Raw genomic sequence first — 24,083 nt, 5'->3', positions numbered from 1 at the left:
GTCGCGTCGCTAGAGTTTTTCCCGTGACGACACAACGCGTTCGATGGGGAGTTCTCGGGGCAGGCAACATCGCGAAGACCTTCGTGTCCGACCTGCTGGCCCAGGGGCTCGAGGTCGCGGCTGTCGGATCGCGGGATGCGGCGAAGGCGGCCGAGTTCGCCGCCGAGTTCTCCATCCCCGCCTCTCACGGCAGCTACGAGGACCTCGTCGCCGACCCGCACGTGGATGTGGTTTACATCGCGACGCCGCAGACGCTCCACGCGGAGCAGGCGCTGCTCGCGATCGGAGCCGGCAAGCCCGTGCTCGTCGAGAAGTCGTTCACCAGCACGGCCGCCGAGGCGGAGCGGGTCGTCGCGGCCGCCCGCGCCAAGGGCGTCTTCGCGATGGAGGCCATGTGGACCCGCTTCCTGCCGACGGCGGACGCGATCGGCGACGTGCTGGAGCGCGGGGCGATCGGCGAGCTCGTGAGCTTCACGAGCTCGCACTTCCAGAACCTCGACGTGTCTCCGACGAGCCGGCACGGCGACCCCTCGCTCGGCGGCGGGGTGATGGCCGATCTCGGCGTGTACGGCATCTCGATGGCCTCACAGCTGCTCGGGCCCGCCACGACGATCCTCGTCGACGGCGAGGCGTCCGAGCACGGCGTCGACCTCTCCGCTTCCGTGCTGATGCGGCACGGCGCTGGCCGCAGCTCGGCGACGCTCACGCGCATGGACGCGCCGGGCTCGAACCGTGCAGCCATCGTCGCATCGGACGGGTGGATCGACGTGGATGCCGTCTTCTACGCGTCGACCTCGTTCACGGTCTATGACGGCGGCAGGCCGCAGCGTGAGCTGCTGCGCTTCGACCGACCGCAGCACGTTGGTCGCGGCATGCAGTTCCAGGCGCTCGAGGTGGAGCGCTGCCTGCACGCCGGAGAACTCGAGAGCCCGCGCATGCCGCTCGACGAATCGATCGCCATCATGGCGGTGCTCGACGAGGTGCGAGCCAGCATCGCCGCGCAGGCGGCAGCGCTGTAGCGAGCTCGCGCGGGCTCGACCAAGACCCGCCGGAGGGTCGACCGTAGCGCGCTAGGAGCTCGACCAGACGCCGAGCTCGTTGCCCGCCGGGTCGGTGAAGTGGAAGCGCCGGCCGCCCGGGAACTCGTACGGTCCGCTTACGATCTCCCCACCCGCCGAGCGCACCTGGGCGATGCTCGCCTCGAGGTCGTCGGAGTAGAGGAGCACCAGGGCACCTCCTGGGGTGACCTGCGGGTCGAGGCGGAAGCCGCCCACCTCGTCGGTCTCCTCGCCACCCGGTCGACGGATGCCCACGTAGTTGGGGCCGGGGCCGTAGTCGTTGAAGATCCACCCGAAGGCGTCGCCGTAGAACTGCTTGGCGACGGTGAGGTCGGTGACGCCGAACTCGAGGTAGTCGATCGAATGGTGGGCTCGGGCAGCTGGTTCCGTCATGCGAACCAGTCTGCCCGCACCCACCGACAATCGGCTCCGGGTGGCACCTCGTCTGGCTCGGGGCGCGGCGGCTCGGAGCTCAGCTCGCCTGAGCGACCTCCGCGAGCACCTCGCCGGCGGCGATCGGGCTGCCCGCCTCGGCCCGGTGGCGCAGGGTGCCGGCGGCTTTCACCTGCACGGGCGTCTCCATCTTCATGGCCTCGACCACGGCGATCGCGGTGCCCGCCTCGACCGCTGCACCGTCATCGACGAGCCACCGCAGGAGCGTGCCCGCCATGGGGGCCGCGACTGACGAGCCGGACCCGCTGCCAGCATCCGCTGCCCCCGCAGAAGCTGCCGAACCTGCCGCGCCGGCGGGCGACACCGCGGCAGCCGAGCCGCCCGCGGCGAAGAGCGTCGCGGGGAGCCGCATGGCGACGCGTCGCCCGTCGAGCTCGATCCAGGTCGACACGACGGACGGGTCCGTCGGCTGGACCGAGAGCGACTGCTCCGGGATGCGCGCGGCGAAGGTCGTCTCGATCCATTGCGTGTGCACGCCGAAGCCCGGCTCACCGTCGCGGCCTTCGCCGCCGATGAAATCTGGGTCGTCGAGCACCGCGCGGTGGAAGGGCAGCACGGTCGGCACGCCCTCGACCTCGAACTCGGCCAGCGCGCGGCGTGCGCGGCGGAGCGCCTCCTCACGGGTGGCCCCCGTGACGATGAGCTTCGCGAGCATCGAGTCGAACTGCCCGGAGACCACGGAGCCGGTCTCGACGCCGGTGTCGATGCGCACGCCTGGACCGGACGGCGCGCGGAACAGCGAGATGGTGCCCGGCCCTGGCAGGAAGCCGCGCGCCGGGTCCTCGGCGTTGATGCGGAACTCGAACGCGTGCCCGCGGGGCTCGAACTCTGCCGCCTCGAGCGCGAGCCCGTCGGCGATGCGCAGCTGCTGCACCACGAGGTCGACGCCCGCGGTCTCCTCGGTCACGGGGTGCTCGACCTGCAGGCGCGTGTTGACCTCGAGGAAGGAGATGATGCCGTTCGCGTCGAGGAGGAACTCGACCGTGCCGGCGCTGCGGTAGCCGGCCTCGGCGCAGATGTCGCGGGCCGAGGTGTGGATGCGCTCCCGCTGCTCGGGAGTCAGGAAGGGCGCGGGGGCCTCCTCGACGAGCTTCTGGTTGCGGCGCTGCAGCGAGCAGTCGCGCGTGCCGACGACCACCACGTTGCCGTGCTCGTCGGCGATCACCTGCGCTTCGATGTGGCGTGGCGACTCGAGGAACTGCTCGACGAAGCACTCGCCGCGACCGAACGCGGCGACGGCCTCGCGACCTGCTGCCGCGAAGAGCTCCTCGACCTCGTCGAGTCGGCGCGCGACGCGGAGGCCGCGGCCGCCACCGCCGAACGCGGCCTTGATCGCGATGGGGAGGCCGTGCTCCTCGGCGAAGGCGCTCGCCTCCGCGGGGGAGTCGACGGGGCCGCTCGTTCCGGCGACGAGGGGCGCACCGACGCGCTCGGCCAGGCGGCGGGCAGAGATCTTGTCGCCGAGGAGCTCGATGGCCGCTGGCGGCGGTCCGATCCACACGAGGCCAGCGGATTCGACGGCCCGCGCGAAGTCGGCGTTCTCGGAGAGGAAGCCGTAGCCGGGGTGCACGGCGTCGGCGCCCGTCGCCTTGGCTGCGGCGAGGAGCTTGTCGGCGTCGAGGTAGGTCTCCTTCGACGTCTCGCCCTCGAGCGGCACGGCCTCGTCCGCGAGGCGCACGTGCAGGGCGTCGGCATCGGAGTCGGCGTAGACGGCGACGGATGCGACCCCGTAGTCGGCGCAGGCGCGGGCGACGCGCCCTGCGATCTCACCGCGGTTCGCGATGAGGACCTTGCTGATGCGGGTCATCGGAGTTCTCCTGGGGTCTGGGTGCGTGGGGTCTGGGTGCGTGGCTGGTGGATGCGCGGTTCGACGATGCGGAATCGCACGGTGGCGCCGACGGGCAGCTGGCCAGCGAGGGGAAGGTCGTCGGTGATGACGGCGCCGAGCACGGGGTAGCCGCCCGTGAGGGGATGGTCGGCGAGGAAGAGCACGGGCTGCCCGCTGGGCGGCATCTGCAGGGCCCCGCTGACGCAGCCCTCGCTCGGCAGCTCGCCGCCCTTCGCGCGAGTGAGGGCGTCGCCCTCGAGGCGCACGCCGACGCGGTTCGACTGCGGCGTCACCTGCCACTCCTGGCTCGTGAAGCGGCTGATCTCCTCGGCGGAGAACCAGTCGTCGCGCGGTCCGAGCACGATGCGCAGCTCGACGCTGTCGCCGCCCGCGGCCGGCAGGTCCCGGGGCGCCGCGTCGGCGACGGAGATCGCCGGGGCGAGGGGCGCCGCGGGCTCGCGGACGCCGAGCACGTCACCGGCCTCGAGTGCGTCGGGGCCGAGCCCCGCGAGGAGATCGGTCGCGAGGCTCTCGAGCACGGGAGGTGCGTCGAATCCGCCGCGCACCGCGAGGTAGCTGCGCACGCCGGACGTGGGGGAGCCGAGCTGCAGCTCGTCGCCGTCGTCGAGGGCGAAGGCCGCGCCGAAGGGCACGGTGCGAGGGAGGACGCCGTCCACGGTCAGCTCGACCTCGGCGCCGGCGACGGCCACCACCTGCGGGCCGTGTGCCCGCAGGCGCAGGCCGCCATAGGCGACCTCCAGGGTGGGGTCGCCCGGGGCGTTGCCGACGAGTCGGTTCGCCTGCCGGTGGGCGGGCGCATCCAGTGATCCGGAGGCCGAGACGCCCATGCTGGCGTAGCCGTCGCGCCCGAGGTCCTGGAACAGCGTCTGCAGGCCGGGGGAGACCACCTCGAGGGCGGAGCCGCGGCCGTCTGCCCCCTCGGGTTGCGCCTGATCGGTCTGCTTGGGTGCGTTCGCGCGTTCAGCGCTCACGGTCGCGCGCGCCCGCTCGGTCGCGGCGTCGACGCTGAACGTGACGATGTCGCCCGGCGCCATGAAGGCGGCAGGGTCGCGGTCGAGATCCCACATGGGGACCTCCGTGGTGCCGATGAGCTGCCAGCCGCCGGGGCTCTCGCGAGGGTAGACGCCGCTGTAGGTGCCGGCGAGGGCGACCGAGCCTGCGGGGATGCGGGTGCGCGGGGTCGACCGGCGTGGCACGTCGAGCACGGGGTCGTCGCCCGTCAGGTAGGCGAAGCCGGGCGCGAAGCCCACGAACCCGACCGTGAAGGTCGCGTTCGTGTGGCGGCGCACGACTTCGTCGGCGGAGATGCCGAGGAGGTCGGCGACCTCCGCGAGGTCCTCACCGTCGTACCGCGTCGGGATCTCGAGACGCCGCGGCTCTCCCGCACGCACGCCGCTGAGGTCGGCCGCCCGGGCGGCGGCTTCGATCTCGTCGGCGGTGACCCGTGCAGGCCGGAACGGGACGAGCAGGGTGCGGGCACCCGGCACCATCTCGCCGACGCCGGGGATGCGCAGGGCGGTCATGGCGTCGAAGAGCGCGATCGTCTCGTCGAGGCTGTCGCACTCGATGAGGACCGCGTCGTCGCGGGCGGTGAGGACTCTCATGGGGTGGGCTCAGCTCCTCGCGGTCGCGGTCGCGGACGTGGTGGCCGCTGTCGCCGCCGCTGCTGGCGCGAAGGGGCGCAGCTCGACGCCGGCCTCGGTGAGCGCGTGCCGCACCTGCCTGGCCATGTCGGTGGCTCCGGGGCTGTCGCCGTGCACGCAGATCGAGTCGGCGCGCAGCTCGAGCGTGCTGCCGTCGATGGCCTCGAGGAGGCCTTCCGTCGCGAGGCGCACCATGCGCTTCGCGATCTCGTCGACGTCGTGCAGCACGGCTCCCGGCTCCCGGCGGGAGACGAGGGTGCCCTGCGGGGTGTACGCGCGGTCGGCGAACGCCTCGATCGCGGTGGCCAGGCCCGCCTCGGTCGCGAGCCGGAGCACGGCCGAGCCAGGCATGCCGAGGAGCACGAGGCTCGGGTCGACGAGGCGCACGGCCTCGACGACGTCGGCGGCCTGGCGCTCGTCGTGCACGATCGTGTTGTAGAGGGCGCCGTGCGGCTTCACGTAGCTGACGCTGGTCCCCTCGGCGGCCGCGAGTGCTTGCAGCGCGCCGATCTGGTAGATCACGTCGGCGACGAGATCGTCGGAGGCGACGTCGATGTTGCGGCGCCCGAAGCCGGCCAGGTCGCGGTAGCCGACGTGCGCGCCGATCGCGACCCCTGCATCCGCCGCCCCCTTGACGGTGGAGCGGATGGCGCGCGGGTCGCCTGCGTGGAAGCCGCAGGCGACGTTGGCGCTCGTGACGATGCCGAGCATCTCCTGGTCGTCGCCGAGGGTCCAGCGGCCGAAGCCCTCGCCGAGGTCGCTGTTGAGGTCGATGGCACGTGCGTTCATGTGGTCAGCCTTTCGCTCGGGAATGCGGATCAGGTGTTGAGGAGGTCGAAGATCGGTCCGACCGCGTTGACCGCCATGTACCAGGTGATGACCGTCGCGAGCGTGCCGATGATCAGCAGCCACTTCGGGTACTTCGCACCGCCGAGCTTCGACGGGCGGAACCAGCCGATGTACATGAACAGCGTGAGGCCGATGGGCAGGATGAGGCCGTTGAAGCCGCCGACGAAGACGAGCAGGGTGGCTGGCGGGGTGCCGATGGACAGGTAGACGGCGAGCGAGAAGACGATGAAGCCCACGGTCCAGAAGTCGGCGGCGCGGCCGGCGATGCGCTTCGAGAACACGGGGAGGAACGAGACCGAGGTGTAGGCGGCGCCGATGATGCTCGTGAGGGCGGCGAGCCAGAAGATGGCGCCGAAGATGCGGAAGCCGGCCTCGCCCGCGGCTGCCTGGAAGGCATCGGCGGCGGGGTTGAGGGTCGTGTCGAGGACGACGCCGCTCGCGACGACGCCGAGGATGGCGAGGAACAGCACGTAGCGCATGACGCCCGTGATGACGATGCCGGTGACGGCCGCGCGGTTGACCTGTCTGATGTGCTCGGGCCCGGCGTTGCCGGAGTCGAGGAGCTTGTGTGCGCCCGAGTAGACGATGTACCCGCCGACGGTGCCGCCGACGATGGTCGTGATGGTGGCGAAGTTGATGGTGTCGGGGAGGATCGTCTGGCGCAGCGCGTCGCCGATGGGCGGCTGGGCCACGATCGCGACGATGACGGTGAGGATGATCATGGCGACGCCCGCGACGATGACGACGCGGTCCATGACGATGCCGGCACGCTTGATGAGGAAGATGGCGATGGCGATCGCGGCGCTGATGACGGCGCCGATCTTCACGTCGAGGCCGAGGAGCACGTTGAGGCCGAGCCCGGCGCCGCCGATGTTCCCGATGTTGAAGACGAGGCCGCCGATGACGATGAGCACGGCGAGGGCGTAGCCGCTGCCGGGCAGAGCGTCGTTCGCGAGGGCGCTCGCGCGCTTCCCGGAGAGCGTGATCATGCGCCAGATGTTGAGCTGGACGGCGAGGTCGATGATGACCGAGATGAGGATGCCGAAGGCGAACGCCGCGCCGAGCTGCTGGGTGAAGGTCGCCGTCTGCGTGATGAAGCCGGGGCCGATGGCCGAGGTGGCCATGAGGAAGAGGGCGCCGACCAGGGAGGTGCGGCGGGCTTTCGCGTACTGCTTGAGCTTCTCGGGGGTGCTCGCCTCGTCGGCGGCGGCGGAGGTGCCGGCGGGTGAGGCCGATGATGCGGGAGGAGGTGTAGAGGACATGACTCGTTCCAGGTCGGTAGGGGAGCAGCGAGTGATTGCGGCAACCCTACGGTTGTTCAACGCTGAGCAACAGATTGTTCAACGATAGACGCGTAAATGTCTTGTTACAAGATGTATCGGGGTTGTTTCCGGAATCCGATCGACGAGTTCGACGCCCGAGCCCGCCGGTAGAGTTCGAAGCGTGAACGCAGCCGACGAGACCCTCGACAGGGCCGAGCGGGCGGCCTCGAGCCTCCGCCAGATGATCGTCGCGGGCGAGATCGTTCCCGGTCAGCGCCTCTCGGAGAGCGCGATGACGGAGCGGCTCGAGGTCTCGCGCAACACCCTTCGCGAGGCGTTCCGCATGCTCACGGCGGAGCGGCTGCTCACCCGCCGCCCCAATGCCGGCGTCTTCGTCGCCGTCCCCTCGCTCGCATCCATCCTCGACATCTACCGGGTGCGACGCATGATCGAGGTGCAGGCGTTGCGCGCGGCCCCCGGTCGGCACCCGGCAGGCACGCGGATGCGAGAAGCCGTCGGGCGTGCGCTCCAGGGTCGCGAGGCCGGCGACTGGGCCGCCGTCGGCACCGCGAACATGGAGTTCCACACGGCGATCGTCGCGCTCGCGGACAGCGAGCGGCTCGACCGCGTCTACGCGAACGTCTCCGCCGAGCTCCGGCTCGCCTTCGGGTTCCTCGAGGACCTCGAGTACCTGCACGCCCCGTACATCGAGCTCAACCAGCGGGTGCTCGCTCTCCACATCGCGGGCGACACCGAGGACGCCGCCCAGGCGCTCGACGAGTACCTCGTGAGGTCGGAGCGCACCGTGCTCGCGGCCTACGCGCGCATCGCGCCTGAGCCGACGATCTGATCCGAGGACCGCATCCGACGCTCTGCGCCGATCCAACCGCCACGCATCTGACGTCCCAACCCGCCCCCTTGAAGGAGCCCGCCGTGTCGCTCACCGCCCTCGTCGTCCGCCACGTGGTCTTCGAGGACCTCGGCCTGCTCCGTGAGGTGCTCACCGCGCGCGGGTACGGCATCCGCTACCTGGAAGCCGGGCAGGACGAGATCACCGCGGACGAGCTGCTCGCGGCCGACCTCGTCGTGGTGCTCGGCGGACCGATCGGGGTGGGGGATGCGGAGCACTACCCGTTCCTCGCGCCCGAGATCGCGGCGATCGGAGCTCGGGTCGAGGCCGATCGCCCGACGCTCGGTGTGTGCCTCGGAGCCCAGCTCATGGCGGCAGCCATGGGCGCCGCCGTTGCGCCGACGGGCAGGGTCGAGATCGGCTTCTCGCCGCTGACGCTCACGGAAGACGGAGCGGGCTCTGTGCTCGAGGGGCTGCGCGACGTGCCGGTGCTGCACTGGCACGGCGACCAGTTCGAGATTCCCGCCGGCGCCGCGCGGCTGGCCGAGACCCCGGGCTTCCCGAACCAGGCGTTCGCCGCGGGCCCGAACCTGCTCGGCCTGCAGTTCCACCTCGAGGTCGACCCGCAGATGGTCGAGACGTGGCTCATCGCGAACGCCTACGAGCTGGCGATGCACGAGCTCGACCCGCGGAACATCAGGGCGGATGCGCTCGAGCTCGCGCCTCGTCTGACGGCTGCCGCCCGCGAGGTCGTCGGCGCCTGGGTCGACGGTCTCGCCGGGTAGACGCCCGGATCTCGCCCCGGGCGCCTACCGGTAGTAGACGGCGAGCGGGTAGTCGCCGTCGTGGCGCACCTCGATTGGGGGTGCCGAAGACGTGCTCGAGGGTCTCGGTCGTCATGAGGTCCTTCGGGCTGCCGGAGTGCGCGAGCTGCCCGTCGGTGAGGGCGATGATGTTGTCGGCGTAGGCGGCGGCGAAGTTGATGTCGTGGATGACGATCACGAACGTCTTGCCGAGTTCGTCCGCGGCCCGGCGAAGCTGGCCCATCATGGCGACGGCGTGCTTCATGTCGAGGTTGTTGAGGGGCTCGTCGAGGAGGATGTAGTCGGTGTCCTGCGCGAGCACCATGGCGACGTAGGCCCGCTGCCGCTGCCCGCCGGAGAGCTGGTCGAGGTAGCGGTGCTCGAGGGTCGTAAGGTCGAGGAACTCGATGGCCCGGTCGATGTGCTGCTTGTCTGCTGGCGTGAGCCGCCCCTGCGAGTGGGGGAAGCGGCCGAAGCCGACGAGCTCCCGCACCGTGAGGCGGGTGACGAAGTGGTTCTCCTGCCGGAGGATGGAGACGACCTTCGCGAGGTCGCGGCTCTTCGCCTTCGTCACGTCGTGGCCGCCGACGGTGACCGTGCCGGTGCTCGCATCCGTCAGCCTGCCGACGATCGTCAGCAGCGTCGACTTGCCGGCGCCGTTCGGGCCGACGAGGGCCGTGATGCCGCCTGCGGGGATGTCGAGGCTGACGGGCCCGAGCACGGTCGCCTTGCCGTAGGTCTTGGTGACGTTCGAGAGCGAGATCACAGGGCGCCCTTTCGGAGCAGGTAGCTAAGCGGAGTCACAGCGCACCTTTACGTAATAGGTAACAGATGAAGAAGAGGCCGCCGACGAACTCGATGATGATCGAGAGGGTGCCGGCCGCGTAGAACACGTGGCGGAGCACGAAGTAGCCGCCGAGCAGGGTGAGCATGCCGAGGAGCATCGCGAACGGGATGACGTGCTTGTGCTGCGAGGACCCGGTCAGCTGGTAGGCGAGGGTCGCGACGATGAACCCGAAGAACGTCATGGGGCCGACGAGGGTCGTCGAGATGGAGATGAGCACGGCCGTCAGGATGAGGAGCACCGTGACCTTGCGCTTGTAGGCGACGCCGAGGTTGACGGCGGTGTCGCGGCCGAGGGCGAGCACGTCGAGGGTGTTCCTGGTGCGCCAGATGAAGGCGAGCACGACCGCGATAATGAGCGCGGCCCACGGCAGGTACTCGGGGTTCGAGTTGCTGAGGTTGCCGAAGAGCTTCGCCGAGAGCACGTCGAACTCGCTCGGCGTGAGGAGGCGCTGCATGAAGGTCGAGAGCGAGCCGAAGCCCACGCCGAAGACGACGCCGATGAGCAGCATGATGTGGAGGTTGCCGCGCTTGCCGGAGAAGAGCCACGTGTAGAGCACGGTCGCGAAGCCCACCATGAGGAAGCTCTGCAAAAACACCTTGGGGAGGCCGTCGGTCGAGGCGAGGGCCGCGCCGCCGAGGAAGAACACGAGGGCGGTCTGGAAGACGACGTAGATGGCGTCGAACCCCATGATCGAGGGGGTCAGGATGCGGTTGCCGGTCGCCGTGTGGAAGAGCACCGTGGCGACGGCCTGGCAGGCGGCGACGATGATGACGGTCGCGACCGTGACGACTCGCAGGTTGACGGCGAGCCAGAAACCGCGACTGCCGGGCTCCATGGCGATGTCGTAGGTGAGCACGCCGACGGCCGAGAGGACGACGAGGGCGCCGAGGATGCTGAAGCGCAGCCAGAGGCGGGGCGGCTTGGCGGGCTTGGACGCGTCGCTGACCTTGTCGCCGACGCGGCGGGCTGTGGATCTCGGGGAGCGGGGCACGGTGTCAGCCATCGCGCCGCATCCGGAGCAGGAGGGTGATGAAGACGGCGGCGCCGACCATGCCGAGGATCATCGAGACGGGCAGCTCGAAGGGCATGCGGATGACGCGGCCGATGATGTCGCAGACGATGATGATGCCCACGCCGAGCACGCACACCCATGGCAGGTTCGACCTGAGGTTGTCGCCGCGGGCCATGGAGACGAGGTTCGGCACGATGAGCCCGAGGAACGGCAGGAAGCCGACGACGACGGTCGTGACGCCGGTCGCGATGGCGACGAGCGCGGTGCCGATGAACATGACGAGGTTGTAGTTGACGCCGAAGTTCGTGGCGATGTCCTTGCCGAGGCCGGCGACCGTGAAGCGGTCGGCGACGAAGTAGGCGATGACGACGATGATGGCGACGATCCACAGCACCTCGTAGCGGCCGCGCACGACGCTCGTGAAGCTGCCCATGAACCAGGTGCCGAGCATCTGCAGGTAGTTCGTCTCGATGGCGAGCCAGGTGGTGAAGGCGGAGACGACGGCGCCGAGCATGATGCCGATGAGGGGCACGATGAGGGCCGAGCGGAGGGCGACGCGGCGCAGCACGGCGAGGAACACCATGGTGCCGATGAAGGCGGAGGCGCTGGCCATGACCATGCGGGTCGTGAGGCCCGCTGTGGGCACGACGATGTAGCTGACGAGCAGGCCGAGGGCGGACCACTCGGTGGTGCCCGTCGTCGTGGGCTCGACGAAGCGGTTCTGGGTGAGCAGCTGCAGGATGAGGCCGGAGACGCTCATGGCGCATCCGGCCAGCACGAGGGAGACGGTGCGGGGGACGCGGGAGATCCAGATCATCTCGCCGCCGAACTCGTTCCCCGCGATGTCGTAGGCGCCCACGAAGAGGGAGAGGACGGCGAGGCCGAGCACCACGGCGATGCCAACCGGGAGGGCGCCTCGGCGGTTGAGGAGCGGCACGCGGTACGCGGGGGTGATCCGCGGCGCCGATGCGGCCGGGGGTGGGGCTGTTGCTGTCATTCGCTCGCTGTCATGGGCTGGCGGCTGGGTGCTGTAGTGCGTCTGCTGCGCTGTGCCCCGCTGCCCGGACGACGTGGGGGCGCCTTCCGAGCGGCGGGGCACAGGGCGGGTGCGCTGCCTAGCTGTTGGCGCCGGCGAACGCCGCGGCGACGTCGGCGTAGAGGCCGGTGTAGGCCTGGATGCCCTCGTCGAGGTAGAACGTCGGGTCGAGGTAGACGATCTGGTTCTTCTGCACGGCTGGCACGTTCTGGAGTGCCTCGGCGCCCGCGATGAGGTCGGCGGCTGCGGTCGCGCCCTCTTCGCCGGTGCCGGCGTCACGGTCGAGCACGATCATCCACTCGGGGTTGGCCTGCGCGATGGCCTCGACGCTGATGTCGTCGCCGTGGGAGGCGTCTTCAGCGGCCTGGTCGATGGCCGGGGTGAGGCCGATCGTGGGGAAGAGCTGGCCGACGCCGCGGCCCTCACCCGGTGCCGCGTAGGCGATCTCGCCGCCGGAGGTGATGAGCCCGACAACCGAGTCGGTGCCGTTGTAGGCGCTCTTCGCGTCGGCGATGGCCGTGTCGAAGGCGGCGATCGTCTCTGCGGCCTCTCCTTCCTTGTCAAAGATCTGGCCGAGGATCTCGACCTGGCGCTTCAGCTCACTCGTCGCCTCTTCGCCGTCGCGGGCGTTGATCTCGATGGTGGTCGGCTGCATCGCCTTGAGGTCCTCGTAGTAGTCCTGGAAGCGGTAGCCGCCGATGATGAGGTCGGGGTCTGCCTCGATGACGGCCTCGAGGTCGGGCTCGCGGTGGAGGCCGACGTCGAGCACCTCGTCGCCACCGGCGAGGTCCGGCCAGACGCTCTCCATGAGCGGCTTGGGGGCCGCGACGACGTCGATGCCCCAGTCGCTGAGGGTCTGGAACGTGGTGTTGTCGAGGGCGACGACGCGCTCCGGGTTCACGGGCACTTCGATCTCGCCGTGGTTGTCGGTGATCGTGACGGTTCCGGACGCTGCTGCCGCGGCATCCGCATCGGCGGCAGGTGCGGAGTCGGCCGGGGCGCATCCGGCGAGCAGGAGCGCCGAGATGGCGAGGAGGCCGGCTCCCTGGATGCGGGCGGCGGTGCGCCGGGTGGGGGCGGTGAGCGTTTTGGGCATGGCGGATCCTCGGTTCGGGGATGGGCTGTGTTTCGCGCACAGGTGATGTTTCGGGCACGGATGTAAAGCCGCTGCAGGGGCCGCACGGGCGCTTCGGGGCGGACGGGCCAAGCCTGCGAATCGTGCTGATCATCCAGCGCGACTCGGCTTCGAGTAAGGCGAGCCTATCTTAAGTTCTGGGGCCGGGTTGGGCGATCTTGAGTGGAGTTCCGGGGAGAAGTGCCCGGCGCGAGATAGGCGCGAGACCATGGGGCAATGCCTTCTTCTCGTCCTTCGATGATCCCCGGTTGGCGTGACCTCACGACGATGGGCCCCTACCGCCGCGATCACTGGGTGGCGCTTCGGGTCGCCTTGGCGATCGGGGTGCCGCTGGTGCTCCTGTGGGCGACGGGGTCGATGCCGTTCGCGATCTTCGCCGTCTTCGGAGCGTTCACGAGCGTCTACGGTCGTGGGCTCAGCGTGTTCGGTCGGTTCCGGATGCAGTCGATCGCGGCGGGTTCGCTCCTCGCGTCGGTCGGCGTGGGCGCCGTCATCGCGCTCTCGCCTGGCCGGGCTCTGCTCGTGCTGCCCGCTGCGGCGATGTGGGCGTTCCTCATGTCGCTCCTCGGCGACCGTGTGCGGTGGGCTCCACCAGGGCCGATGTTCCAGATCTTCGCGCTGGCCGCCATCGCGGCGCTCGCGGTGGGTGGCGAGGTGCTGCTGGTCGGCATCGGCGTCGCGGTTGTGACGGCGGCATGGTCGTTGCTGCTCGGGCTCGCGTTCGGCGCTGTCGGTGTCGTCGTGGATCGGGCGCGTGCGCGCACCGGGGCAGCCGCGACGTCGCAGCCGTCGAGTGCCGCTGCCGCTAGGACCGCCGCCGCTGCCGCTGGGGCCGATCCGGCACGCGCTGGGGCCGCGGGTTCTGGTGCCGACGCGGCACGTTCGGGTCTGGCGCCGGTGACGGGGTCGATTCGGTCGGTCCGCCCGGCGCGTTCGTCGGCGATCGGTCGGGCGACGATGTTCGCGGTCGGCACCCTCATCGCCGGTGCCATCCCGCTGCTGATCGGCATCGGGCATCCGTACTGGGCGATGGTGTCTGCGATCGCGGGTCTGTCTGCGGCGACGGGGTTCCATCGGGTGCTGCGGGCGACGCATCGACTTGTGGGCACGGTGCTGGGTCTTGGCGTGGCAGCGGTGCTGCTGGCGTTCGAGCCGAGCTGCTTGGTCGTGGTGCTGCTGGTGATCGCGCTGCAGGGTGGGGTGGAGCTGTTCATCGTGCGCAACTACACGATCGGGTTGCTGTTCCTGACGCCACTGGTGCTGGTCATGGGCCGCCTGGCGGGTGACGTCTCTGCGGGCCAGCTGCTGCTGGAGCGCGGCGTCGAGACGGCCATCGGCGTGGCGGTCGCGATCGGCATCGCGGTGCTGCTCGAGTGGAGGCCCAGATGGCAGTCGCCTGCCTCTTCCAAGGTATAGATCACCAGGGGGCTTGCCGCAAGACCCCGTCGAGGCACCAGAATGAGCGATCGTGACATCTCCTGTTGAAGTCTTTGCCCTGCCGCCGCACCTGTCGTTCAAGTCGGACCCCGAACTCGTCGGCGAGGATGCCAGCCAGTTCGCGGCGATCGCCGGGGCCCTGTCGCGCCAGAAGCGTGAGCTGGCGTCGCGGCTCGACGAGCTTCGGCTCACCGATGGAGGGGCGGGGCAGCAGGCGCTCGACCGCGATACGGAGATCCACCGCCTGTCGCGGCAGCTTCGCGGGCTCGAGCGGTTCGGGGTGGACGCGTGCCTTGGGCGTATGACGCCGGCGGACGGGTCTCCGGATATCTACGTGGGGCGCTTCGGACTCGCGGATGAGGACGGGCGGCGCCTCCTGATCGACTGGCGGGTGCCGGCGGCTGAGCCGTTCTTCGCGGCGACGCACGCGAATCCGCTTGGCCTGGCGAGTCGGCGGCGGTACCGGTGGAACGTGGAGCGGGTCGTCGACTACTGGGACGAGGTGTTCGTGCCCGAGGAGATGGCGGGGCGGGTGGCGCTCGACGACCAGTCTTCGTTCATCGCGAGCCTCGGCTCCGCGCGGTCTGGCGAGATGCGGGATGTGCTCGGCACGATCCAGGCCGATCAGGATGCGATCATCCGGGCGGGTTCGCGCGGCGCCCTGGTCGTGGATGGCGGGCCGGGAACCGGCAAGACGGTGGTCGCCCTGCACCGCACGGCGTTCCTGCTCTACTCCGACCCGCGCTTCAAGCAGGGCCGCGGCGGGGTGCTCTTCGTCGGGCCGAGCCGCCCCTACCTGAACTACGTCGCGAACGTGCTGCCGAGCCTGGGGGAGGACAGCGTGCAGCTGTGCACGCTGCGCGACCTGCTGCCCGAGGGGGCGGATGCGCGTGACGAGGCCGACGCATCCGTCGCCCGCCTGAAGTCGTCGCTCGATCTGGTGCGCGCCGTGGGGAAGGCGGTGCGCTACCACCAGCGTCCGCCGCGGGCACCGTTCACGGTGACGACGACGGACTCGCAGGAGCTGACGCTCGACGCGGCCGACTGGGCGGAGGCGTTCGTGGCCTACGAGCCTGGGCTCACCCACAACGAGGCTCGAGAGCAGGTGTGGGAGGAGGTGCTGCGACTGCTCGTCGACAAGCGCTCGCCGAGCGCGTCGGAGCACTCGGTGCGGGCGACGCTCATGCGCGACGAGCGGCTGCGGGTTGCGTTCGCGAAGGCGTGGCCGCTGCTCGATCCGGCCTCGGTGATCGCCGATCTGTGGTCGGTGCCGGCGTACCTGCAGTGGTGCGCTCCCGAGCTGGGTGCCGATGAGGTGCGTCGGCTGCAGCGCCCGGATGCTCGTGCTTGGACTGTCTCGGACCTCCCGCTCATCGACGTGGCGAGGCGCCTCACGGGCGACCCGAACGAGTTCCGGCAGCGGGCGCGACGGGCTGAGGCGCTGGCGTCGCAGCAGGAGAACATGTCGCACGTTGTCGACAACCTCATCGAGGGCGATGACGACGGGGAGGGGCTGGTCACGATGCTGCGGGTCGAGGATGCGCAGCAGTCGCTCATCGACGAGGATTCCCTGCCGCCCGTCGACTTCGACGAGCTCGCGGGGCCGTTCGCGCACGTGGTGATCGACGAGGCGCAGGAGCTGACGGACGCGGAGTGGGCGATGCTGCTGGCGAGGTGCCCGTCGAGGAGTTTCACGATCGTCGGCGACCGGGCGCAGGCGCGTCACGGGTTCCGAGAGACCTGGGAGGAGCGTCTGGCGCGCGTCGGTCTGCCGAAGGTCGAGGTCGCCCAGCTCACGATCAACTACCGCACGCCGGAGGAGGTCATGCTCGAGGCCGCACCCGTCATCCTCGAGGCCCTTCCCGACGCGAACGTGCCGGTCTCGGTGCGCAGCAGCGGTCTCCCGGTCGTGTACGGCGGTGTCGCTGACCTGCAGGGCGTGCTGGACGCGTGGCTCGACGAGCACCTCGACGGGATCGCGTGCGTCATCACCGCGGTGGGCAGCGACCGGTCCCTCGCCTACGACAACCGCGGGCGGGTGCGCTCGCTCACTCCGGAGACCGCGAAGGGCCTCGAGTTCGATCTCGTGGTGCTCATCGACCCTGACCGCTTCGGAACAGGCATCGAGGGTGCCGTCGACCGCTACGTCGCGATGACGAGGGCGACGCAGCAGCTGGTGGTGCTGGCCACGGAATGACGGTGCCGCGACGGGTCGTGCTTGCCGGGCGGACCTCACGCGGCGACGGCGAAGTACTCGGCCTTCTCGAACAGGCGCACGCCCTCCCTGGACGCGAGGAGCTGCGCCCGCACGGACAGTTCTCTCACCTCGCAGACGATGCCGAGCGCGGCAGCCCAGAGACGCTCATCTGAAGTCGAGTCGCCGGGCCCAGGTCTCTCCCACGTGAGCATGACGCTCGCGGCCTGCAGCTCGTCGATCATGCGGGAGATGACGCTGGCGATCCGCTCGAGCTGCGGGTGGGTCGGGCGTTGCGGGTAGGCCTCGATCGGCATGAGCACGGGGAGCGCGTGATCGTCGGCGTCGAGGAACATGAGCCAGAGCTGGCGCCGGTAGGCCTGTCCGACAAGAGCGGTCACATGACGCAGGACGTCCTCGTCGGTGGTGATGGGGTCGGTCATCGGGGCTGGGATCGCTGTCATGGCACGAGTCTGCGCTCGGCGACTCGGGACGCGGCCGCTTTTCTCGCCCGCTGTGCACGGACCCGCATCCACAGCCCAGGTGCCTGCGAAGTCGAGCGGAGCGCCTGCGTGGCGAGCTCGGGCGGAGGCAGGTGGGGGCGGCCTCGAGACGGCGGAGGGGCGCCGAGGTCTGTGACGCCGAGCACCCGCGGGCCTTGGCAGGGTGGCCGCGCCGTGTGAAGCTGACTTGGTGACGACTTCCCCCGCCAGCAGACAGGTCTCGCGACGCCTGCACGGCCCACGCGATCCGGGCGACGCGTGGGTGTACTCCGACACCGGTCAGCGCTACTGGGGCAGGTTCGGCGCGGCAGGTCTGGTAGCTGCAGACCCGCAACGCGGGATCCTCCTGCAGCACCGTGCCGAGTGGAGCCACCACGGCGGCACCTGGGGCATTCCGGGCGGCGCCCTCCACGAGGCTGAGCTGCCGACCGTCGGGGCGCTGCGCGAGGCCGCCGAGGAGGCCGGAGTGCCTGCCGAGGCCATGACGCCGCTCTTCACCAGCGTGCTGGAGCTCGGCTTCTGGCGCTACACGACGCTCGTCGCCCGCGTCGTCCACCCCTTCGAGCCCGTGATCGCCGACGCGGAGAGCCTCGAGCTGCGGTGGGTCCCCATCGACGAGGTCGACGACCTGCCCCTCCATCACGGGTTCGCTGCCGCCTGGCCCGAGCTTCGGTCCGCGCTCGCGGTGCGGCCGGTGGTCATCGTCGATGCGGCGAATGTCGTCGGCTCGGTGCCGGATGGCTGGTGGCGGGACCGCGCCGGCGCTGCCGAGCGTCTGCTCGCGAAGGTGCACGCTTTCGCGCTCGCCGGAGCGCGAGCCGCAGTATCCAGCGTCCCGACCGCGGCCTCCGGGTCGACCTCGGGCGTTCCCTCGCACGCCTCCCGAAGTGCCACAAGCGCGGGCGTCCCCGCGGCAGACCTCGGACTGACCGGGGATCGGTGGTTCCCGGAGTTCGCTGTCGTCGTCGAAGGTGCCGCGCGGGATGCCAGTTGCCCGGCCTCCAGCGAATCGGTGAAGAACGCCGCGGTCAGCGTGGTCCGGGCCACCGCATCCGGAGACGACGCGATCGTCGACGAGGCTCGTCGTCGCCTGGCGATGGGGGAGTCCGTGACGGTCGCGACGAGCGACCGGGAGCTGGGCGAACGTGCGGTGGCGGTCGGTGCCAGCGTGCGCGGCGTGGGGTGGCTGCGGGATCTGGTCGGCTACGGGGCCCGGCGCTCCCTCGAGCCGTAGCACTCGCCCTGCGCGGTCCTCCCAGGTGGCACGCCGGGAGTGCACGGCGGGCGTTCGGGCGACACGAGGGGACTTCGGATGCCGCGTGCGTACGTTCACGGAGTCCCGGTAACGGGAGCGCCCCGAGCGGGCGCCTCAGCGTGCAGGATTCGACCCCGAGGAGCAGTACATGACTGACCACACCACGCACGACGGCCACGGCACGCACTCGAACGCGACGCAGTCCGATGAGGTCGCGAAGATCGCGAAGCTCGTCAAGGACTTCCGCTTCGCCATGCTCACGACGATCGAGGGCTCGGGTTCGCTGGTCGCGCATCCGCTCACGATCCAGGAGGCGGAGTTCGACGGCGACCTGTGGTTCCTGATTCAGAAGGACTCGACCACGGTGCGGAACCTGGGCGCGGACTCGCGTGCCGGGGTGTCACTGAGCTCGAACGACTCGTGGGTCTCGCTGTCGGGCACTGCCGGACTCGTGGATACGCCGGAGAAGCTGCGCGAGCTGTGGAACCCTGCGGCGGAGGCGTGGTTCCCGAACGGACCAGAGGACCCGAACGTGGGCGTGCTGAAGTTCTCGGCGAGCGGCGCCGAGTACTGGGACAGCCCAGGCGGCCGCATCGCGACTGCCTTCAGCTTCATCAAGTCGAAGGTGTCCGGCGAGCCGCTCGAGGGTGACAACGCCAAGGTCGAGCTGTAAGCAGAACTGCAGCAGGCTTCGGTGGCCCGGTCCCGCGCTCAGCGGGGCCGGGCCACTCGTCTCGGCGGGCACGGGCTCGTCAACACCCACGACCCATTCAGTTAGATCGTTTAGCTTCTTTGCATGTCCTCCGATCTGCTTCGTCGTCTGTTCGTGACCGTCTCTGGAATCCTCTGCGTCGTCGGGACCCTCTTCGGGGTGGGCCTGTTCGGCGGCACCGAGGTCAATCAGTCGTCGAGCGGCAACCTCTCCGCCGACGCCACACTCATCGCTCCCGCTGGCACCGCGTTCTCGATCTGGTCGGTCATCTACCTGGGCCTGTTCGCGTACGTCGTCTGGCAGTGGCTGCCGAAGCAGGCGCACTCCGCCAAGGCGCGGGCCACCGGCTGGTGGGCCGCCCTCTCCATGCTCCTCAACGCGGGGTGGCTGCTGGTCACCCAGTTCGGCCTCATCTGGGTGAGCGTCGGCGTCATCGTCGCGCTGCTCGCCGTCTGCATCGTGCTCGTGAGCCGCATCGCCGCGCATCCCGCCGAAAACTGGGGTGAGCGCCTCGCCGTCGACACCACGTTTGGCCTCTACCTGGGCTGGGTGTCGGTCGCCACGCTCGCGAACCTTGGCGCCGCCATCGTCTCGACAGGTGTCGCAGCTGAAAGCACGCTCGGCGAGATCTCCACGACCGCCGCACTTGTCGCCGTCCTCGGCCTCGCAACGTTCTACATCTGGCGTTGGAAGAACCTCGCCGTCTCGGCCGCCATCATCTGGGGTGTCGCCTGGGTCGGCTTCGGGCGGCTCTCGGATGCACCCGAGTCGACGCTTGTCGGCGTCGTCGCGCTTGCGGTTGCGGTTCTCATCGCGGTGACCGGCCTGCTCGCGAAGTCCATCGACTGGCGCAGCGCCAAGAACTCGACGCCGCCCCTGGCCTGAGCCGAGCCCCGTTCGTCCGCTCTCTCGCGTCGGCACTACCACCGAGATAGCGGACGACACGGGAATCGATCATCGAATCCTTGACGTTCCGCTGAACCGACGCCTACACTCGGAACCCTTGGGGGACGCGTTCTTGAGACGCCTTGTCTGGTGCGATTCCAGAGTCCTCCACCAATTCTTTTCGGTGCTTTTTCTTCGGACGAGTTCTAAGCTCTGGCCATGAGCACCGTGTGCTGTTTCCCCCATTCGCGGTTGTCGCCTCGATGACAGCCGCACGCCGCTCCACCTCGTCTTCGACGGAGGGTAATGACGCGGGTGACGCCCCGCCGGGAGTGGGGCTCGAGCGCGGCCTCAGCAATCGGCACATCCAGCTGATCGCCATCGGCGGTGCGATCGGCACCGGACTGTTCCTGGGGTCCGGCATCGGCATCCATAAGGCGGGTCCGTCGATCCTGCTCGTGTACGTGGTTGTCGGAGCGATGCTGTTCGTGATGATGCGAGCGATGGGGGAGCTGCTGCTCTCCAATCTCGGATATCGCACGTTCCAGGATTTCGCGGCCGACTACCTCGGGGAATGGGCGCGGTTCTTCATCGGCTGGACCTATTGGCTCTGCCTCATCTCGATCGCGACCGCGGATATGGTCGGTGTGCAGACGTATGCGAGGTTCTGGTGGCCCGACCTTCCCGGTTGGGTGCCGATGGTCGTCGCGGTCGCGTTTGTGCTCGCCTTGAATCTGATCGCGGTGCAGGCCTTCGGCGAGGCCGAGTTCTGGTTTGCACTCATCAAGGTCGTGACGATTCTCGGGCTCATCGTGGTCGGCCTCTTCCTCATCGTGACGTCGTTCACGGCCCCGCACGGTGACACCGCGAGCGTCGCGCATCTCTGGGACGACGGCGGCTTCTTCCCCAATGGCTTCGTCGGATTCCTTGGCGGCTTCCAGATCGCGATCTTCGCGTTCGCCGGCATCGAGCTCGTCGGCACCACCGCCGCCGAGGCGAAGGACCCTGAGAAGAACCTGCCGAGGGCCATCAACCAGGTGCCGCTGCGCATCCTGTTCTTCTACGTGCTCGCGCTCGGCGTCATCATGTGCGTCACGCCCTGGAGCGAGATCGACCCGAGCGAGAGTCCGTTCGTGGCGCTCTTCCTTCTGATCGGGCTGGGTGGGGCGGCGGCGCTCATCAACGCTGTGGTCATGACCTCGGCGGTCTCCGCTGCGAACAGCGGCTTCTTCTCGTCGAGCCGCATGGCGTATGGCCTCGCGACGACGAGGCAGGCGCCGTCGGTGTTCGGCAAGCTGACGCGCACCGCGGTCCCGGGCAATGCCCTGCTGCTGTCGTGCGGGGTCGTGCTGCTGGGTGGCTCGCTCGGGTTGATCTTCGACGACGCCTTCCAGCTGGTGACGGCCGTGTCGTCGATCCTGTTCATCTTCGTGTGGTCGATGATCCTCGCGTCGTACCTCGTGTACCGGCGCCGGCGGCCCGAGCTGCACGCCGCATCCGCCTACCGGTTATGCTTCGGCGTTCCCCTGACGTGGGTGGTGCTGGGGTTCTTCGCGTTCATGCTTGTGGTGCTCGGCCTGTTCGAGGACACTCGCGGCCCGCTGCTGCTGACCCCGGTGTGGTTCGTGATCCTCGGCATCGCGTGGATGCTCGTGCGACGTCGCGCGGGTCGGGTCGCGGCGTCCGGTGGCCCGGAGGGCACGCCTCGCGCGTAGCCTGCCGCGCTTTGCGGATGCTCGTTCAGCTTCCGGTCGACAGTCCGAGCACCGGGTAGAGCACGTTGAAGCCTTCGGTGAGGCCGCCGCTGACGGCGTCGCCGCCGTGGTCGGCGCCTTGCACGATGAAGAGGGTGGTGGCGATGCCGAGGGCTTGGGTGGCGTTGGAGACGGTGGTTGCCATGGACACGAAGTTGGGGTCTTCGCTGCCGGCTGTGAAGATCGCGGTCATGCCCGCGTAGGTGCCTGCTGGGGCGGCTTGGAAGATGTTGATGGGCTTCGACGCTTCGAAGGCGGCGGCGTCTCCGCCGTAGATGTCGGCTTGGACGGCTTCGGGGGTTTCGGATCCCGGGTACTGCTCGCCGGAGACGCTGATGATGTTCTTGAACGTGCCCGGGTCCTTCGCGCCGTACTTCGCTGCGCATCCGCCGCCGTTGGAGTAGCCGGCGACGGTCCAGTACTTGGGGTCCTGGATGACGTTGAGGTTCGCGTTGACCCAGTTGACGACGTCGGTCGTGACGTAGGTTTCGGCGTTGCCGTACTTGGCGGAGTCGGCGCAGGCGGGGTCGACGTCGCCTTGGCCGCCGAGCTGGTCGGCGACGACGACGATGGGTGCGAGGCCGTTGTGGTCGGCGGCGAACTGGTCGAGGACGTCGCTGATGATCGTGGGGTCGGGGTTGCCGACGTAGCCCATCATCATGATGACGACGGGGAGTGCTGGCGCGTTGTCGACGAGGGCCGCCGGTGGCAGGTAGATGCCCGCGTCCCGGGCGACGAAGCCCGACGTTGTGCCGGGGATGGGGACGGAGCCGCGTTCGCCGACCGAGGGCATGTCTGCGGGTGCCTGCCAGGTTGAAGCGAGGGGCTGCGTCGGGGCGGCTCGGTTGTCGGCGTTGAGATCGGGCAGGGTGATCTGGTCTTCTTCGACGATGCCGAACACTGAGCCGAGGGTGGGATTGAGGCCGTAGAGCGCGTTGATGCCGGTTGCGCCGGCGACGAGGTAGGCGAGGATCGAGATGCTCGCGACGATCTTGCGCCAGGGCTTCGAGTGGGGGAAGGATGCGATGGCGAGGCCGCTGCCGGCGAAGGTGGCGGAGGCCCACGTGCCGACGGGGCCTGGAAGCTCGACGCCGAACAGGTCGAGGGTGTTGCCGCCGAGGTAGATGAGGAACCCGACGATGGCGCCGCCGACGATGCCGATGAGTGCGCGCGGCAGCCACCGCTTCGTCTTGCCGTGCTTGCTCTTGCTGTTCTTGCGGATGAGCAGCGTGACCGTGAAGGTGATGGCGACGAGGTAGATGATCCACATCGCCGGCGAGTTGATGATCGGCAGCTCGAGGATGGCGCTCATGCGCGTGCGGGGAACGACATCGGGTGCTCCTTCAGGCGAAGCGTGACGGGGGATTCCTGCGAAGCTGCGGCACTGGTCGACTCAACTTCTCACACAGGGTGAGAGAAAGCTACACGCGGTTGCGGGGTGCCTGGCTGGGTGGCGGCGGGCGGATGTGCGGCGCGGCTTGTGCACGGCGGCGCGGCGTGGGCCGCGGGCCATTGGCAGGCTTCCGCGTCGCCCGGTTGGGCGCTACGTTTCGGGGGTGAGCACCCCCGAGAATGTTGCAGTGACCCCGGTCGATCGTCAGCGGGACGTGCCGCTCGGGGTCGTCATGGTGGGTATGGCCGCGGTCGCCTGGTGGCCGGCGTTCACGCTTGGTGCGTGGGGCGAGGTGTTCTTCGACGACATCCTCGGCTTCTGGGCGGCTTCGACGGCGGCGTTCGTGTTCGTGCTGCTCGAGCGGCGTCCCGTCTGGGGCCGAATCGGTCGTGCGGCCGTGCTGCTGGTGCCGACGGCGTGGCTGGTCCTGAACTTCCTCGTCGACGAAGATTCGGACGACGTCGTTACCGCTCTCGTCGATTTCGCGGCGCTGCTGGTGGTGCTCATCTGCGTGCCGTTCACGTTGTGGGTACTGCTGCGCATCGTGTGGCCGGACTTCGCGTCCAGCACCACGAAGCGCCGACGCTGGCTGATCGTCGCCGTGGTCGGCGGCATCGTCGTCATCGCCTACGTCCTCGGCCTCAACCAGGCGCACTTCCTCACCTGTGACGACTTCTCGATCAGCGGGAACTCACTGCCTGCGGGGTGCGTGCAGGGGAGCTAGTGCGGATCTGCGGCCGGACGCTCAGGCTCGCGATCATCAGCGCGCCCGTCAGGGCCTCGCCCACACCGGCCAGAACGCGAACACCAGCAGCGCGACGACTCCGGTGTTGCTCAGCCAGACTGGGACCGGGGCGCTCGGTTCTCGGTTATGGATGCGCCAGGTCGCGAAACCGACCCTACGCGGGTGCTGGGCGTCGGACATAGGTGGACGGCGGAACATCACTAGTCTGAAAACATGGATTTGAAGTGGCCGATAGCGATTGGCGACACTCTTCGTCGTCGACGGGTGCATGAACTCATAGGGGCTCATCGCGTTTGAGAGTGTAGGAGTGGGGGAGTGCGTCGTTGCGCTGGTAGAGGTCGAGGTCTCCCATGATGGAAGTTCCTACACACCCATCCGAGAGACCTCGACATGCGTAACGCTACCCTC

Annotated in this window: 20 protein-coding genes and 1 pseudogene; 10 read left to right on the top strand and 11 right to left on the bottom strand. The window is 69.3% G+C overall.

The window, feature by feature from the left end; all coding sequences use genetic code 11:
* Positions 1-23: 23 nt before the first annotated feature.
* Positions 24-1,019 carry a Gfo/Idh/MocA family protein gene (locus ABVF28_RS11670; protein ID WP_371030583.1) on the top strand — a complete coding sequence of 332 codons (996 nt, stop codon included), beginning with the start codon at positions 24-26 and terminating at the stop codon, positions 1,017-1,019.
* 51 nt (positions 1,020-1,070) lie between these two features.
* On the opposite strand, the gene ABVF28_RS11665 is transcribed toward ABVF28_RS11670, so the two are convergent.
* From ABVF28_RS11665 to ABVF28_RS11645, 5 genes are all read right to left on the bottom strand, one after another.
* On the bottom strand, positions 1,071-1,451 hold the full coding sequence (locus ABVF28_RS11665) for a VOC family protein (RefSeq protein WP_371030582.1): 381 nt from the start codon (positions 1,449-1,451) through the stop codon (positions 1,071-1,073).
* Between the two features lie 79 nt (positions 1,452-1,530).
* A complete protein-coding gene (locus ABVF28_RS11660) occupies positions 1,531-3,318 on the bottom strand; it encodes a biotin carboxylase N-terminal domain-containing protein (protein ID WP_371030581.1) in 1,788 nt (595 codons plus the stop codon).
* Entirely contained in the window at positions 3,315-4,964 is a 1,650-nt protein-coding gene (locus ABVF28_RS11655; RefSeq protein WP_371030580.1) for a 5-oxoprolinase/urea amidolyase family protein, read from the bottom strand. The genes ABVF28_RS11660 and ABVF28_RS11655 overlap by 4 nt, the downstream gene beginning before the upstream one ends.
* A 9-nt stretch (positions 4,965-4,973) precedes the next feature.
* Complete coding sequence (locus ABVF28_RS11650) at positions 4,974-5,792, bottom strand: LamB/YcsF family protein (protein ID WP_371030579.1); 819 nt, start codon at positions 5,790-5,792, stop codon at positions 4,974-4,976.
* 29 nt (positions 5,793-5,821) lie between these two features.
* A complete protein-coding gene (locus ABVF28_RS11645) occupies positions 5,822-7,114 on the bottom strand; it encodes an NRAMP family divalent metal transporter (protein ID WP_371030578.1) in 1,293 nt (430 codons plus the stop codon).
* 181 nt (positions 7,115-7,295) lie between these two features.
* Between ABVF28_RS11645 and ABVF28_RS11640 the strand changes: the two genes are divergently transcribed.
* Positions 7,296-7,964 carry a GntR family transcriptional regulator gene (locus tag ABVF28_RS11640; protein WP_371030577.1) on the top strand — a complete coding sequence of 223 codons (669 nt, stop codon included), beginning with the start codon at positions 7,296-7,298 and terminating at the stop codon, positions 7,962-7,964.
* 83 nt (positions 7,965-8,047) lie between these two features.
* A complete protein-coding gene (locus ABVF28_RS11635) occupies positions 8,048-8,749 on the top strand; it encodes a glutamine amidotransferase (protein WP_371030576.1) in 702 nt (233 codons plus the stop codon).
* Positions 8,750-8,773: 24 nt separating this feature from the next.
* On the opposite strand, the pseudogene ABVF28_RS11630 reads toward ABVF28_RS11635, so the two are convergent.
* The 4 genes and pseudogenes from ABVF28_RS11630 to ABVF28_RS11615 all read right to left on the bottom strand — a co-directional run bounded on the left by ABVF28_RS11630 (position 8,774) and on the right by ABVF28_RS11615 (position 12,758).
* Positions 8,774-9,533, bottom strand: a pseudogene (locus ABVF28_RS11630) (ABC transporter ATP-binding protein).
* Positions 9,534-9,567: 34 nt separating this feature from the next.
* A complete protein-coding gene (locus ABVF28_RS11625) occupies positions 9,568-10,617 on the bottom strand; it encodes an iron chelate uptake ABC transporter family permease subunit (protein ID WP_371030575.1) in 1,050 nt (349 codons plus the stop codon).
* Positions 10,610-11,623, bottom strand: a complete 1,014-nt coding sequence (locus ABVF28_RS11620; RefSeq protein WP_371030574.1) for an ABC transporter permease — start codon at positions 11,621-11,623, stop codon at positions 10,610-10,612. Before ABVF28_RS11620 ends, ABVF28_RS11625 begins: the two co-directional genes overlap by 8 nt.
* 118 nt (positions 11,624-11,741) lie before the next feature.
* Complete coding sequence (locus tag ABVF28_RS11615) at positions 11,742-12,758, bottom strand: siderophore ABC transporter substrate-binding protein (protein WP_371030573.1); 1,017 nt, start codon at positions 12,756-12,758, stop codon at positions 11,742-11,744.
* Positions 12,759-13,013: 255 nt separating this feature from the next.
* Between ABVF28_RS11615 and ABVF28_RS11610 the strand changes: the two genes are divergently transcribed.
* Together ABVF28_RS11610 and helR are read left to right on the top strand one after the other, a co-directional pair.
* Positions 13,014-14,213 (top strand): FUSC family protein, encoded by a 1,200-nt coding sequence (locus tag ABVF28_RS11610; protein ID WP_371030572.1) that lies wholly within the window; start codon positions 13,014-13,016, stop codon positions 14,211-14,213.
* Between the two features lie 52 nt (positions 14,214-14,265).
* Entirely contained in the window at positions 14,266-16,431 is a 2,166-nt protein-coding gene (helR, locus tag ABVF28_RS11605; protein WP_371030571.1) for an RNA polymerase recycling motor ATPase HelR, read from the top strand.
* Between the two features lie 35 nt (positions 16,432-16,466).
* Here the strand turns inward: helR and ABVF28_RS11600 are convergent, their stop codons facing one another.
* Positions 16,467-16,892: a hypothetical protein gene (locus tag ABVF28_RS11600; protein WP_104311742.1), complete on the bottom strand. Its 426-nt coding sequence runs from the start codon at positions 16,890-16,892 to the stop codon at positions 16,467-16,469.
* Between the two features lie 229 nt (positions 16,893-17,121).
* On the opposite strand from ABVF28_RS11600, the gene ABVF28_RS11595 reads away from it, so the two are divergent.
* The 4 genes from ABVF28_RS11595 (at position 17,122) to ABVF28_RS11580 (ending at position 21,498) form a co-directional block, all read left to right on the top strand.
* Positions 17,122-18,165 carry an NUDIX domain-containing protein gene (locus ABVF28_RS11595; protein WP_371030570.1) on the top strand — a complete coding sequence of 348 codons (1,044 nt, stop codon included), beginning with the start codon at positions 17,122-17,124 and terminating at the stop codon, positions 18,163-18,165.
* A gap of 169 nt (positions 18,166-18,334) precedes the next feature.
* Positions 18,335-18,859, top strand: coding sequence for a pyridoxamine 5'-phosphate oxidase family protein (locus tag ABVF28_RS11590; RefSeq protein ID WP_371030569.1), 525 nt, complete (start codon positions 18,335-18,337; stop codon positions 18,857-18,859).
* Positions 18,860-18,982: 123 nt separating this feature from the next.
* Positions 18,983-19,783, top strand: coding sequence for a tryptophan-rich sensory protein (locus ABVF28_RS11585; RefSeq protein ID WP_371030568.1), 801 nt, complete (start codon positions 18,983-18,985; stop codon positions 19,781-19,783).
* A 230-nt stretch (positions 19,784-20,013) separates the two neighbouring features.
* The gene (locus ABVF28_RS11580) at positions 20,014-21,498 is read left to right on the top strand and encodes an amino acid permease (RefSeq protein WP_371030567.1); all 1,485 of its coding nucleotides are present in this window, start codon (positions 20,014-20,016) and stop codon (positions 21,496-21,498) included.
* 25 nt (positions 21,499-21,523) lie between these two features.
* On the opposite strand, the gene ABVF28_RS11575 is transcribed toward ABVF28_RS11580, so the two are convergent.
* Entirely contained in the window at positions 21,524-22,849 is a 1,326-nt protein-coding gene (locus ABVF28_RS11575) for an alpha/beta hydrolase (RefSeq protein WP_371030566.1), read from the bottom strand.
* Positions 22,850-23,117: 268 nt separating this feature from the next.
* Here ABVF28_RS11575 and ABVF28_RS11570 point away from each other — a divergent pair, with 268 nt between their 5' ends.
* A complete protein-coding gene (locus ABVF28_RS11570) occupies positions 23,118-23,654 on the top strand; it encodes a hypothetical protein (protein WP_371030565.1) in 537 nt (178 codons plus the stop codon).
* Positions 23,655-24,083 lie beyond the last annotated feature (429 nt).

It is taken from the genome of Pseudoclavibacter sp. JSM 162008 (assembly GCF_041366455.1).
GTDB lineage: Bacteria > Actinomycetota > Actinomycetes > Actinomycetales > Microbacteriaceae > Pseudoclavibacter.
The sequence above is the reverse complement of the archived record's forward strand: the minus strand, read 5'-3'. Positions and strand labels throughout refer to the sequence as shown.